The sequence below is a fragment of the Desulfomicrobium macestii genome, from assembly GCF_014873765.1.
Classification (GTDB): domain Bacteria; phylum Desulfobacterota; class Desulfovibrionia; order Desulfovibrionales; family Desulfomicrobiaceae; genus Desulfomicrobium; species Desulfomicrobium macestii.
Genome location: NZ_JADBGG010000015.1, coordinates 93,449 through 104,696 on the forward strand (window position 1 = coordinate 93,449; position 11,248 = coordinate 104,696).

Annotated in this window: 15 protein-coding genes; 2 read left to right on the forward strand and 13 right to left on the reverse strand. The window is 60.0% G+C overall.

Annotated features, from left to right (window positions below):
• Positions 1–15: 15 nt before the first annotated feature.
• Genes H4684_RS11095 through H4684_RS11125 form a run of 7 tightly spaced genes read right to left on the reverse strand, consistent with a single transcriptional unit; the run spans position 16 to position 4,790 of the window.
• Positions 16–336 carry a DUF167 domain-containing protein gene (locus H4684_RS11095; protein ID WP_092192168.1) on the reverse strand — a complete coding sequence of 107 codons (321 nt, stop codon included), beginning with the start codon at positions 334–336 and terminating at the stop codon, positions 16–18.
• A 5-nt stretch (positions 337–341) separates the two neighbouring features.
• Positions 342–635, reverse strand: a complete 294-nt coding sequence (locus H4684_RS11100) for a YggT family protein (protein ID WP_012805615.1) — start codon at positions 633–635, stop codon at positions 342–344.
• Between the two features lie 54 nt (positions 636–689).
• Positions 690–1,364 (reverse strand): HAD family hydrolase, encoded by a 675-nt coding sequence (locus H4684_RS11105; protein WP_192623774.1) that lies wholly within the window; start codon positions 1,362–1,364, stop codon positions 690–692.
• Between the two features lie 2 nt (positions 1,365–1,366).
• Positions 1,367–3,019 carry an AMP-binding protein gene (locus H4684_RS11110; RefSeq protein WP_192623775.1) on the reverse strand — a complete coding sequence of 551 codons (1,653 nt, stop codon included), beginning with the start codon at positions 3,017–3,019 and terminating at the stop codon, positions 1,367–1,369.
• Between the two features lie 25 nt (positions 3,020–3,044).
• A complete protein-coding gene (locus H4684_RS11115) occupies positions 3,045–3,614 on the reverse strand; it encodes a helix-turn-helix domain-containing protein (RefSeq protein WP_092192174.1) in 570 nt (189 codons plus the stop codon).
• Positions 3,615–3,630: 16 nt separating this feature from the next.
• Positions 3,631–4,395, reverse strand: coding sequence for a hypothetical protein (locus H4684_RS11120; RefSeq protein ID WP_092192176.1), 765 nt, complete (start codon positions 4,393–4,395; stop codon positions 3,631–3,633).
• A gap of 20 nt (positions 4,396–4,415) precedes the next feature.
• Positions 4,416–4,790: a hypothetical protein gene (locus tag H4684_RS11125; RefSeq protein ID WP_143077884.1), complete on the reverse strand. Its 375-nt coding sequence runs from the start codon at positions 4,788–4,790 to the stop codon at positions 4,416–4,418.
• A 166-nt stretch (positions 4,791–4,956) separates the two neighbouring features.
• On the opposite strand from H4684_RS11125, the gene H4684_RS11130 reads away from it, so the two are divergent.
• Positions 4,957–5,154, forward strand: coding sequence for a twin-arginine translocase TatA/TatE family subunit (locus tag H4684_RS11130; RefSeq protein WP_012805609.1), 198 nt, complete (start codon positions 4,957–4,959; stop codon positions 5,152–5,154).
• 54 nt (positions 5,155–5,208) lie between these two features.
• On the opposite strand, the gene H4684_RS11135 is transcribed toward H4684_RS11130, so the two are convergent.
• The 5 genes from H4684_RS11135 to H4684_RS11155 form a co-directional block, all read right to left on the reverse strand.
• On the reverse strand, positions 5,209–6,084 hold the full coding sequence (locus H4684_RS11135; protein ID WP_192623776.1) for a hypothetical protein: 876 nt from the start codon (positions 6,082–6,084) through the stop codon (positions 5,209–5,211).
• 67 nt (positions 6,085–6,151) lie between these two features.
• Positions 6,152–7,081 (reverse strand): tRNA (adenosine(37)-N6)-dimethylallyltransferase MiaA, encoded by a 930-nt coding sequence (gene miaA, locus H4684_RS11140; protein ID WP_192623777.1) that lies wholly within the window; start codon positions 7,079–7,081, stop codon positions 6,152–6,154.
• Positions 7,078–7,620, reverse strand: coding sequence for a pantetheine-phosphate adenylyltransferase (gene coaD, locus H4684_RS11145; protein WP_192623778.1), 543 nt, complete (start codon positions 7,618–7,620; stop codon positions 7,078–7,080). Before coaD ends, miaA begins: the two co-directional genes overlap by 4 nt.
• Complete coding sequence (gene rsmD, locus H4684_RS11150; RefSeq protein ID WP_192623779.1) at positions 7,605–8,165, reverse strand: 16S rRNA (guanine(966)-N(2))-methyltransferase RsmD; 561 nt, start codon at positions 8,163–8,165, stop codon at positions 7,605–7,607. Before rsmD ends, coaD begins: the two co-directional genes overlap by 16 nt.
• Before the next feature lie 3 nt (positions 8,166–8,168).
• Positions 8,169–9,812 carry an MBL fold metallo-hydrolase RNA specificity domain-containing protein gene (locus H4684_RS11155; protein WP_192623780.1) on the reverse strand — a complete coding sequence of 548 codons (1,644 nt, stop codon included), beginning with the start codon at positions 9,810–9,812 and terminating at the stop codon, positions 8,169–8,171.
• 149 nt (positions 9,813–9,961) lie between these two features.
• Here H4684_RS11155 and H4684_RS11160 point away from each other — a divergent pair, with 149 nt between their 5' ends.
• Positions 9,962–10,813, forward strand: coding sequence for an HDOD domain-containing protein (locus H4684_RS11160; protein ID WP_192623781.1), 852 nt, complete (start codon positions 9,962–9,964; stop codon positions 10,811–10,813).
• Between the two features lie 3 nt (positions 10,814–10,816).
• Here the strand turns inward: H4684_RS11160 and H4684_RS11165 are convergent, their stop codons facing one another.
• Complete coding sequence (locus tag H4684_RS11165; RefSeq protein WP_192623782.1) at positions 10,817–11,137, reverse strand: hypothetical protein; 321 nt, start codon at positions 11,135–11,137, stop codon at positions 10,817–10,819.
• Positions 11,138–11,248 lie beyond the last annotated feature (111 nt).

The following is an 11,248-nucleotide window of genomic DNA, read 5'->3' on the forward strand; positions in this document are numbered from 1 at the left end:
GATGTCTCCTTAGCGTTATGGTTTGCCCAATGCCTTCTCCGAAAACACGTTCCAGTCAGGCTCTTCCTCCACGTCCAGCAGCAGGTTCTTTTGCCGGGACGCATGCCCGGACTCGATGACCACCTGCGAAGCCTTGATTCCCAAAATTCTGGACACGAATACGGTCAACGCGCTGTTGGCCTTGTTGTCAACCGCCGGGGCCTGCAACCGGATCTTCAGATAGTCCCCATGCATGCCCGCGACTTCGGTTTTCCTGGCCCCGGGCTGAACCCAGAGCCCAAGCCGCCAGCCTCCATTCTTGGCCGGCGCGGCGAAAACCGGGTGATCCGTACACATGAGTACTAAAACATCATCTGCGACATCAGTCGAGCCAAAAAAACCTGTACGAACTTGATGCCAAGGACCACGACAAACGGCGAGAAATCAATCCCGCTTATATACGTAAACGGCAACCACTTGCGGATACGGTAAAAAACAGGCTCGGTCAGGCTCCTGATCCCGCGCACGATGGGATTGTAAGGGTCGGGGTTGACCCAACTCATGACCACGGAGGCGATGACCACCCAGAAATACAGGGACAACACGCTGTCGGCCACATAATAGACGGCCGCAAAAAGACTCGAAAAAACAGGCATTTAATATTCCTCTCAGAAGGCGCGGACGCTTTGCGTGAGCGCCGTGTTTTCAGACTAATCGATTATCTCGCAAAAACCCGTCTCAAACCATTGCCGCAGTTCATGGAAACTGTCCACATGCAGTTGGGCCGTCAAATCCCGGTTCCTGTAGGCCCAGAAAGGGACCCCGGCCCGGTTCGTGGTTTCCTGATCCACGGACGAGTCCCCAAGGTAGGACATCTCCCGCTCAGGCAGGCCCCAGGTTTCGACAATGCGCCGCATGCCCTCGGGATCGGGTTTGGGCAAGGTCACCTTGGCCGCCGTCATGACAGGATGGAAGAACCGGGTCAGCTCGAACCGTTCCAGCACCATCTCCATGGAATTCTTGCGGTTGGTGTTGACGGCCATGCGCACGCCCATCTTCTCAAGGACATGAAGCAACTCAAGAAGCCCCGGCTCCGGCACCATGCGGTCGATGAAGTCGTCGTAGGTCATGCGCCCCTGCACATGCGCCGCCTCGGGCAGGAGTTCGGCCGGGATGATCCGGGCCATGGCCTTGTCCACGGTGTGCATGAACGCGTAGTCCTCTTCCTCCGGGCTCATGGGCGCAAGGCCCAGGGCGCCGCGAATGTGGTTGTAATAGTGACGGTTCACATCCCTGGAATCGAACAGCACTCCGTCACAGTCAAACACGACGCCGCGAATCCGGCGCAAGTCGAAACGGCGGGGCTGGCCCGCGTCAGCTGTCATGTCTATTGCATGGCCTCCGGAAAATACTGCCCGGCCAGGTCGCGCAGCTTGAATTTCTGAATCTTGCCGCTCGCCGTCATGGGATATTCATCCAGAAAAACGACATATTTCGGGATCTTGTAACGCGAGATCTGACCACGGCAGAAGTCGCGGATATCCTCGGTGGCGTAGTCGAAGCCTTCTTTCAGGATGACGAACGCGCCCACTTCCTCGCCGTATTTGCGACTGGGCACGCCGACGACCTGCACGTCTTTTATGCCTTCCATGCGGTAGAGGAATTCCTCGATCTCGCGCGGATAGACGTTCTCGCCGCCACGAATGATCATGTCTTTCAGGCGGCCGGTGATGCTCAGGTAGCCGTCCTCGTCCATGGTGCCGAGGTCTCCGGAATGCATCCAGCCGTCGGGGTCGATGGCCTGGGCCGTTGCGTCGGGGTTGTTGTAGTAGCCCTTCATGACATTGTAGCCCCGACAGCAGACCTCGCCCTGCACGCCCGGCGCGACGGGCTCGCCCGTCTCCGGATCGACGACGCGGACCTCGATCTCGGGCATGGCCCGGCCCACGGTGCGCGTGCGCTGCTCGATGGAATCGTTGACACGGGTCTGGGTCATGACCGGGGAGGTCTCGGTCAGGCCGTAGCAGATCGTGATTTCCTTCATGTTCATGAGATCCATGACCTTTTCCATGACCGGAGCAGGACAGGGCGAACCGGCCATGATGCCCGTGCGCAGGGAGGAAAGGTCGTAGCGCGGAAAGGAGCGATGTTCGAGCACGCTGATGAACATGGTGGGCACGCCGTAAAGCGCTGTGCACTTCTCCTCTTCCACGGCTGAAAGGACCATCAGCGGGTTGAAGCCTTCGAGGATGACCAGGGTGGCGGCGTGGCTGACCGCGGCCAGGACGCCAAGCACGCAGCCGAAGCAGTGAAAGAGGGGCACGGGCAGGCAGACCCGGTCCTGGTGGGTGAATTTCTGGTTTTCGCCGATCCAGAACCCGTTGTTGCCGATGTTGTAATGCGTCAGCATGACACCCTTGGGAAACCCGGTGGTGCCCGACGTGTACTGCATGTTGACCACATCGTGGGGATCGAGGGAGGCCTGCCTGGCCTTGTAATCCTCTTCCGAGGTCACGCGGCTCAGCGCCAGCAGCTCGGGCATGGAGTACATGCCGCGATGCTTCTCCTGACCCAGAAAGAACACCCGTTTGAGATCAGGGAATTTTTCGCTGCGCAGATAGCCCCGCTCCTGGGTTTTGAGTTCAGGAACCAGATCATACACGGTCTGCACGTAGTCCGTGTCCCTGAAGGAATCGATCAGGAGCAGGTTCTCGCACTCGGACTGCTTGAGCAGGTATTCCAGTTCGGCCGTTTTGTAGAAGGTGTTGACCGTCAGCAAGACAGCCCCGATCTTGGCCGTGGCGAACTGGAAAGCGACCCAGTAAGGCACGTTGGTGGCCCAGATGGCCATCTTCTCGCCTTTCTGCACGCCCATGGCCATGAGGCCCTTGGCCAGATTGTCGACCAACTCCCCGAATTCCCGGTAGGTCATCCGAAAATTCCGGTCCACGTAAACCACGGCTTCGTTGTCAGGGTGCTGCATGATGGCTTCATCAAGCATCTGGCCCAGGGTAATTTCTCGCAACGCAGGCTTGTCCATGACTCCCCCTTTGGATGACACCGGACTATTCCGGAAAATAGAGCACCGCATAGATGGAGGCCGGGGCGTTCCCGCCAGCCGCCACGTGATGCGGAACGATGGAATTGAGATAGATGGAATCTCCCTTGCCGAGAGTCAGCACGTCCTTCCCGTAGGTGATCTCGATGCACCCCTCGTGCACGACGATGAACTCCTCGCCTTCGTGGCTGGACAGTTTTGTCTCGCCGCAGGCGGCAGGCATGAGCTCGACGAAAAAAGGCTCCATGTGCCGATCGGTCTTGCCCTTGCCAAGGGAATAGAACTTCATGTCCACGGAACAGCCCTTGCCGCCAAGCATGCTGAGCCCCTCCTCCCTTTCCCCCAGACGCACGATAAGCGGATCCTGCCCCAACTCGTCGTCCAGAAAAGTGCCCATGCGCACCCCAAGACCACGCGCCACTTTAAGCAGCGGTCCAAGGGACGGGTAGACGGAGTCGTCTTCCAGGGATTTGAGGAACGCAATTTCCAAACCCGTGCGCTGGGCCAGGTCTTCAAGACTGATTTCGTTCATTTCCCGGAATCGTTTGATACGCTTGCCGAGTTGCTCTTTGCTCATAAACCGTTCTCGCTGGTTAAAGATTCAGAGGGCGGGCCATAAGAATGACGGGCTCGGGCAAATCGATTCCGCGGCCGCAGACGCGCTCCAACGCTTCGGCGTCCATCGCGCAGCAGACGAGCCCGTCCGGCCTGTCCGCGCAGGGCGAAAATTCCAGGTCCATGGACACGAGCTCGCGCACCACGTCCTCGTCGGAAATGAAGAGCCGCGTGCCCAGAGGCAGAAACAGGAGCAGCGAAGGCAGGAGATTCTTCCACGGCAGCTCGACGCACGCCCTAGGGAAAAGTGCCTCGTCCGAGACGCCGGGCTGCGTGAAACTTTCCTCGTCGTCCAGCCCGAGCACCGCTGCAAAGCCGTCCCGCGCGGCTTCAAAACGCCCTTCCTGCTCGCCGATGGCCACGAACTGCTCCTCGCGGTACAGGGCCATGGCCAGCAGAAGCTGGGCCTGACGCCGCATGTCCGAGGGACTCGGCTCCTTGGGAGCATCCATCCCGGTCAGCTGCGACTTGATGTCCATTGTCGTGTCGGTGTAAAAATTATCGAGTCCCGCCGCCTGATAGGCCTGCATGTCCGAGGACCTTGGAAAACGCTCGCCGAATTCCATGTAGCTCCTGAGCATGCTCCGCACTTCGGCGGGTGGGCAAGGCAGTTCGGCCGAACGCCAACGGGGCTGATCCGTGACCATGTCCACGCCCGGATCGAAAAAAACAACGCCGTCCGGAAGGGAGCCGCGGCCCAATTTCGGATGCAACCAGGGAAAATGCACCACCATCTCACTCATATGTCTCTCCTTACACGCAATCATTTGTCATCAGGAAGCTCGTGGTGACGGCAACGTCCAAGGCAACGGGGCAGACGCAATACGCAAACGCCTTCGATGAAATGTCGGCAAAGAACTTCCCCGCCATCATCCTGCAGAAAATCGAAATTTGCACAGTCCCAGTCAATGTTCAAGGCTTGCGCCATGCGCTGGTCCCAAATTCGTCCAGCCTCTTCGGAGGTCAGCCCCAAAATCTCACCCCGCACCACGAATTCGTCGAACCGGCCTTCAAGGGCCCTTAGCACCGTACAGAAAAATTCCGTACGCAATCCCGGATTCATGGCCTCTTCGTAGAGGCAGCGACCGGCGACCCAGAAACGGCAGGCATCCCCGGGCATACGCAGCAAACGGCTCATGCAGTCCCCGCGAAGCGGCCGGGCCAGGCACGACAAATCAGGGGACGGCTATTTGACAAATACATTCCATCCCTTCGGAAACCAAGGTTTTTCTTCCGCAAGGAAGAGTTGACCTGCCCGGAGCGCTATGTGTATATGAGGCCCAATCATTCCCGAGGAGGCATACATGTTTGGCATTGGTATCCCTGAGCTTCTAATAATACTGGTCATCGTCCTGGTCATTTTCGGGGCCAACAAGTTGCCTGAAATCGGATCAGGTATGGGCCGGGCCATCAAAAACTTCAAAAAAGCCACCGGCGAACCCGAAGAAATCGACGTTACGCCCAAGTCCGAGTCCAAGGACGCATCCGACAAGAAAGAATGAATTTCCCCGTTTTCCCACAAAAAATCCCGGCCCGACCGGGATTTTTTGTGCGCGCTATCTGACCTCCACGGTCAAGCCCTGAGCCTTGGCTGCATCCCCGAGGCGCCTGGCCAAGGCATCCCTGGACCGGGTCTGAACCCGCCAGACACCCACCATGCCGGCCCCGTCCATCTCCACGCCGACCAATGTCTTGTGCTGGATTTCTCCGCCCCATGAATCCATGAGCCGATCGAATTCCATGGGCCCCATGCTCGACAGCCAGCCCGAAACACGGACCAGCAGGCCCGACTCACCCTGCACCGCAAGCCCGGGGCGGGAAAAATAGTCTTTCCACACCGCAAACCAGACCTCGTCCAGGGTCTTGGCCGTGCGGAAGGATTTCCATTCGCCCAGCGTCAACACCCCGGTCCAGGCACCCGCCTGGGAAAGCTCGAGGACAGGCACTTCCGGGGCCTGGGTCACGGTCGGTTTCAGGCCGGACAACTCCTGCAGCGCGCCAAGGCCCTTGGTGCGCGAAGGCTCCACGCCCGACAGTCGCAGCACGTAGGGCCACTGCTCCCGGGCCGTGAACAGGACGCCAAGATCGCGCAGCCGGGCCTTGAGGCCAGCGCCATGAACGCGCACAGCCAGCGTGCGCGAGGCATCCGTGGCGTTGACTTCGGCGTCCCCCGTGGTCGCGATCTCGCTGTAGCCCAGAATGAGGGTATCGCGCTCCTTGGACAAGACGCCCATGAGCGCGGCCATTCGCGGCTGCGCAAGTCGCATCCCGAGAATGGCCTCGACCTCCTGCGTCAGGGCCGCATCGAACGCCCTGTCCACAAGCGAAGCCTGGCCCTCGCCGCCGTCCACGGACACGACTACCCGCTGGTCCGCTGCGGCGGACACGACGCAGGACAACATCAGTATCAAACAAAACACGCATCTGAGCATGGGTCTCTCCTTCAGGAAAAAATTCTACCGCGCGCCCCGGCGGGCCGCAACCTCCACACGGACAGGATCAGGAAGCGGCAGCCGACTCCAGGAAACGCCCGGCCCGATCCACGATGCCGCGCACATCTTCGGGCTGGTGCCAGAAAATTTCGTTGTCCTTGTTGAACCAGGTCAACTGGCGCTTGGCGTAGGCCCGGGTGCTGCGCAGCCAGTCACGGCGGGCCTGGTCGAGGCTCACGCCGTCAAGCAGAACCGCCAGCAGTTCCGGGCATCCGATGCCGGAAAATCCCGGAGCCATGCGGTCCGGGCAGCTCTCATAGGCCAGCCGTACTTCCTCCTGGGCCCCCGCCTCAAGCATCAGGTCGATACGCCGGGCCAGGCGCGGCGTCAGGGAGTTCAGATCGGCGGAAATCCCGATCTTGAGCACCCGCAAGCCCGCCGGCCGGGAGGTTTGGCCGTGCCACCAGGTCAGAGTCCGCCCGGTGGCGGCGATGACTTCCAGGGCGCGGCAGATGCGCTGGGGATCGTTGGGATGGATTTTGGCGGCATAGTCCGGATCAAGGAGCTGCAGACGGCCGTGCAGAACCTGCGATCCATGGGCCCGGCATTCGCCGACCACTTCCTCGCGGATGCGCGGATCGATGTCGGGAATGGGAGCCAGGCCGTCCACGAGACTTTTCAGATAAAGGCCGGTCCCCCCTACAAGGATGGGCGCCAGGCCCTTGTCCCGGTAAGCCCGGACCTGATCCATGATCTCGCCGGCAAAGGCCCCGGCGCGAACGGGAGTGTTTATGGGCAGGTACCCGTAGAGGGCATGCGGGCAGACGGCCCGCTCCTGCTCCGTGGGCTGGGCCGTGACTACCCCGAGCCCCGCATAAACCTGCCGGGAATCGAAGTTGACCACCGCGCCGTCAAGCGCCAGGGCCAGCGCCAGGGCCGCCGCGGTCTTGCCCGTGCCCGTGGCCCCGACCAGACAGAGAAGCGAAATATCCGTCATGTCAGCTTCGGCTCTCCGGAAGCAGGCAGGGCCAGGGCGCTGCGCTTTTCATCCATGCGCGCGACCACACGGGCGAGGATGCTTTCGGGCACCAGCCCCTCGACGACTCCGCCCAGCCTGGCCACGTCCTTGATGATGGTCGAACTGATGTAAAGCCAGCGGTAGTCGGTCATCATGAAGACGGAATGGATGCTGGGCTTGAGTTTTCGGTTCATGAGGGCCATCTGGAATTCGTATTCGAAATCCGAGACCGCACGGAGCCCGCGCAGGATCGTGTTGGCGCCCTTGCTTGGCACGTACTCGACCAGCAGCCCGGAAAAGCCTTCCACCTCGACGCGCAGCTGACCGCGAAAAACCTCGCGGATCATCTCCACCCGCTCATCGAGCGTGAAAAGAGGGTTCTTACCCGAGTCCTTGGCCACGGCCACGATGACCTTGTCGAAGACTTCAAGGCCCCTGCGCACCAGGCTCAAATGCCCGTTGGTGAAAGGATCGAAGGTGCCCGGATAGACCGCCACCCGCTCTAGTTTCTGCGCCATATGCAAATCCTTGTTTGCCCGTAAAGTTTGTCCCGAAGAAGAATCAGATCCTGACGGGGAGGGTTTTCGAACCTGAGTCCCGCCTCCACCTCGACGCAGACGATGCCGTCCTGCGCGAGCGCTCCATGTTCCAGCAGCAACCCGAGAGTGGGCAGCAGCAGGTCCTTGCCGTAGGGAGGGTCGATGAAGACAAGCCCGAACGGTCCGCGCCCGCCGCTTGCAAGCCAGCGCAGTGCGTCGGCCTTGACCACGCCGCAACGCCGCCGCTCCACGCCAAGCGCCTCCATATTGGACCGAATGAGGATTGCCGCTTGGGCGGCCTTCTCCACGAAGACGGCATCGCGGGCGCCCCGGCTCAAGGCCTCGATGCCAAGAGATCCGCTGCCCGCGAAAATATCCGCCACCCGGGTCTGGGGCCATTCCACGCCCAGGGACTCAAGCATGGAGAACAGGGACTCCCGCACCTTGCCCGTGGCGGGCCTGTAGCCGGGCCCTTCGGTGGTGCTGATGCGTCTGCCCCTGTACTCCCCGGCGATGATGCGCACTTCCTAGTCCTGCTTGGGCTTTTGCTTCTGTTCGAACATCAGTTCCGACAGGATGGTAGTGAAACGCGAGTTGATGGCCAGCAGGCTGCCGCGAATCTCGACCTGGTTGGTCATGCCCATGCGCTGCAAGTATTCGACCCGGTCCTGAACCTGGGCCAGCTTTCCGGCGGTCTCCTCCAGCAGGTACTCCCAGTCGATGCGCGGAGCGGCCAGGGTCGGCCGTGCGGTCAGCTCGAAGCGCCCGCCCTTTTCGAGCAGACATTCATCAAGATAGTCCGGAATGTGCACGGTCAGTTTGAATTTCTCCCGGATCAGTTCGGCCAGGACCTTTTGCCCCGAATGCTCGCCATGAACCAGATAGACCTGCACCTCGGGGCTACGGAAATGGGACAGCCAGTCCAGGATCTGGGTCTGACCGGCATGGCCCGAAAAACCGCCGATGGTGAAGACCTTGGCCTTGACCGACAGCTCCTCCCCCAGAATCCGGATGCTCTTGGCTCCGTCGACGATGCGGCGGCCCGGCGTGCCTTCGGCCTGGAAGCCCACGAAAACTATGGACGCGCCCGGTTTCCAGATGTTGTGACGCAGATGGTGCTTGATGCGCCCGGCGTTGGCCATGCCGCTGCCGGCGATGACTATGGCCGGTCCCTGGGATACGTTGATGGCCCGTGATTCGTCCGGAGTCAGTGTGAAACGCAGGTTGGGCAGCTCCAGCGGGTTTTTGCCGTTCCTGACCAGCTCCTTGGTCTCCTGGTCATAGTAGTCCCAGTGACGCCGAAAAATCTCCGTGGCCTTGATGGCCAGCGGGCTGTCCACATAGACGGGCATGTCGTCCGGCAGCAGGCCTTCCTGGTGCAGAAGATGAAAACTGTAGAGCAGCTCCTGGGTGCGTTCCACGGCGAATGCCGGAATGATGACCTTTTCTCCGCGTTCATAGCTGTAGGCGATAGCTTCGGCCAGTTCCTGCCGACTCTGGGTCTCGTTCTTGTGATTGCGCGCGCCGTAGGTCGATTCCAGAAAAAGAAAGTCCGCCGTCTCGACCGTCTGAGGGTTGGGCACCAGCAGTTGGTTGGGACGCCCGAGATCACCGGAAAAAACCATCTTGGTCTCCTCGTCCCCTTCCTTGACCCACAACTCGATGAACGCCGAACCCAGAATATGCCCGGCGTCATTGAAGATCACGCGGATGCCCGGGGCCGGCTCGAAAACCTGATTGTATTCCTGGGTCTTCAGCTGCTGGAGGGCTTTCTGGGCATCCTCCACCTTGTAAAGCGGCTCCACCGGCGGAGCGCCGACCCGCTGCTTCTTGGTGCTGCGCCATTGGGCTTCCGTCTCCTGGATGCGGGCGCTGTCCTCGAGCATGATCCCAAGCAGGTCCTTGGTCGGGGCCGTGGTGTAGACCGAGCCCTTGAAGCCCTGGGAGACCAGGCGCGGGAGCAGGCCGGAGTGGTCGATATGCGCATGCGTGAGCAGGATGAAATCCAGGGATTCGGGACGATACATGCCGTTCTCGTCCCAGTTGCGTCCCTCGATGCTCCTGTTGCCCTGATGCATGCCGCAATCTATGGCGAATCGGGCCTGCTCGCATTCGAGCACATAACAAGAGCCGGTCACGGTGCGAGCCGCGCCAAGAAAAGTTATCTTCATAAATTTCTCCCTGTATTTCAGATAGATACATCAAGGCCAAAATATCAACCCATTGCCCTGCTCCATCCGCTTGTGCTAGCGCTCCCCGGATAAGAACACATCAAGGCCCACGGCCATGAAACAACCCTTTTCCACACAAAGACCACATCATGATCAACCTGGACAAACTCAGCGACCGCGATCTGCCCCCCTTGAAACCCATGGTCCTCAGACTGTGGCAGCTCCTGAACGCCCAGAATACCCGCCTGCAGGAAATCGTCGAGGCCATGAGCGCGGAACCAGTGCTCTGCGCCCGGATCATGGCCATCTCCAACTCGCCCCTGTATCGGGGGCTGGAAGAAATCAACAGCCCGCAAAAGGCGCTGGTCCGGCTGGGCTTAAACGAGGTCAAGGGAATCGTCTACTATTTGACCCTCTCGGATTCCGTGCGCAAAAACGCCTTTCCGCCCTCGTTCTCTGTGCGCAAATTCTGGACTCACAGCCTGAGCACCGCACTATTGTGCAGAAAACTGGCCCAGTTCTACCCGCACCTCTTCCCCATGACCCCGGAAGAGCAGGAAAGCACCTACCTGGCCGGACTGCTCCATGACATCGGCTACGTAGTCATGGCTTCTCTGCTGCCGGGGGAATTCACGACCATGACCAAACTCTGGGAAGCGGGAGGGAATCCGCCCCTTGAGATCGAGGACGAACTCTTCGGCGTCAGCCACCCCATCCTGAGCGCCAAGGCGCTCAAATTGTGGAAATTTCCGAAAAATGTCCAGCTCGCGGTATACGCCCATCACCGCGCCATTTCCGACGACTCCCCACCGCCGGCCATCATGCTCCTGAAACTCGCCGATTATCTGGCCACGGAGACGGGGTACCACTTCAATCCCATGTTCACGGCTGAACTCAAACGCCTGACCATTCCCGTCTTCCTCCTGGAGAACGACTTCCAGCCTGTGATCGAGGAAGTGGCTCTGAAAGTGGAGATGCTGGTCAGTCAGGCCTTCGATTGACGATCAGTCCTTGGGGGCGAGAGTCTGCGCGACCTGAAGGTTGAGATCCACGGTACCGGTGTAACCCATGATCCCCTCGGACATGGGTTCGGCCATCTTCTCGCGCAGCCAGCCCCACAGCACATCGCCGGTGCGCCCGAACTGCCTGTAGTCCCCACGTACACGCACGCACAGATAACGCGCCGCCAGGGAAACGTGAGTTGATGGTTCCGTGTTTTCCTGAAATTGGTACTCGCTGATGACCGAGGCCAGACGCGCCAGCAGAAAGCGCGTCCCCTCCTCGTTGAGGTCGGGAGAAATGAGGCACAGAAAACCGTTGTTCATGGATGCCAGACGGTCATATTACTCCGAGCCCTAAACAGTTAACATTTTAGGCTGCGTATCGAACATGTTGTCCGTGGAAATACTTCTGAACAATCGAGGGCCTTCTCTGGC

Bases quoted from the DNA above. Each gene is read 5' to 3' on its own strand.
- H4684_RS11100 (WP_012805615.1), bottom strand. From the start codon at position 635: ATGCCTGTTTTTTCGAGTCTTTTTGCGGCCGTCTATTATGTGGCCGAC.
- H4684_RS11125 (WP_143077884.1), bottom strand. From the start codon at position 4,790: ATGAGCCGTTTGCTGCGTATGCCCGGGGATGCCTGCCGTTTCTGGGTC.
- H4684_RS11115 (WP_092192174.1), bottom strand. From the start codon at position 3,614: ATGAGCAAAGAGCAACTCGGCAAGCGTATCAAACGATTCCGGGAAATG.
- H4684_RS11095 (WP_092192168.1), bottom strand. From the start codon at position 336: ATGTGTACGGATCACCCGGTTTTCGCCGCGCCGGCCAAGAATGGAGGC.
- H4684_RS11135 (WP_192623776.1), bottom strand. From the start codon at position 6,084: ATGCTCAGATGCGTGTTTTGTTTGATACTGATGTTGTCCTGCGTCGTG.
- H4684_RS11160 (WP_192623781.1), top strand. From the start codon at position 9,962: ATGATCAACCTGGACAAACTCAGCGACCGCGATCTGCCCCCCTTGAAA.
- H4684_RS11105 (WP_192623774.1), bottom strand. From the start codon at position 1,364: ATGACAGCTGACGCGGGCCAGCCCCGCCGTTTCGACTTGCGCCGGATT.
- H4684_RS11130 (WP_012805609.1), top strand. From the start codon at position 4,957: ATGTTTGGCATTGGTATCCCTGAGCTTCTAATAATACTGGTCATCGTC.
- coaD (WP_192623778.1), bottom strand. From the start codon at position 7,620: ATGGCGCAGAAACTAGAGCGGGTGGCGGTCTATCCGGGCACCTTCGAT.
- H4684_RS11120 (WP_092192176.1), bottom strand. From the start codon at position 4,395: ATGAGTGAGATGGTGGTGCATTTTCCCTGGTTGCATCCGAAATTGGGC.
- miaA (WP_192623777.1), bottom strand. From the start codon at position 7,081: ATGACGGATATTTCGCTTCTCTGTCTGGTCGGGGCCACGGGCACGGGC.
- H4684_RS11110 (WP_192623775.1), bottom strand. From the start codon at position 3,019: ATGGACAAGCCTGCGTTGCGAGAAATTACCCTGGGCCAGATGCTTGAT.
- H4684_RS11165 (WP_192623782.1), bottom strand. From the start codon at position 11,137: ATGAACAACGGTTTTCTGTGCCTCATTTCTCCCGACCTCAACGAGGAG.
- H4684_RS11155 (WP_192623780.1), bottom strand. From the start codon at position 9,812: ATGAAGATAACTTTTCTTGGCGCGGCTCGCACCGTGACCGGCTCTTGT.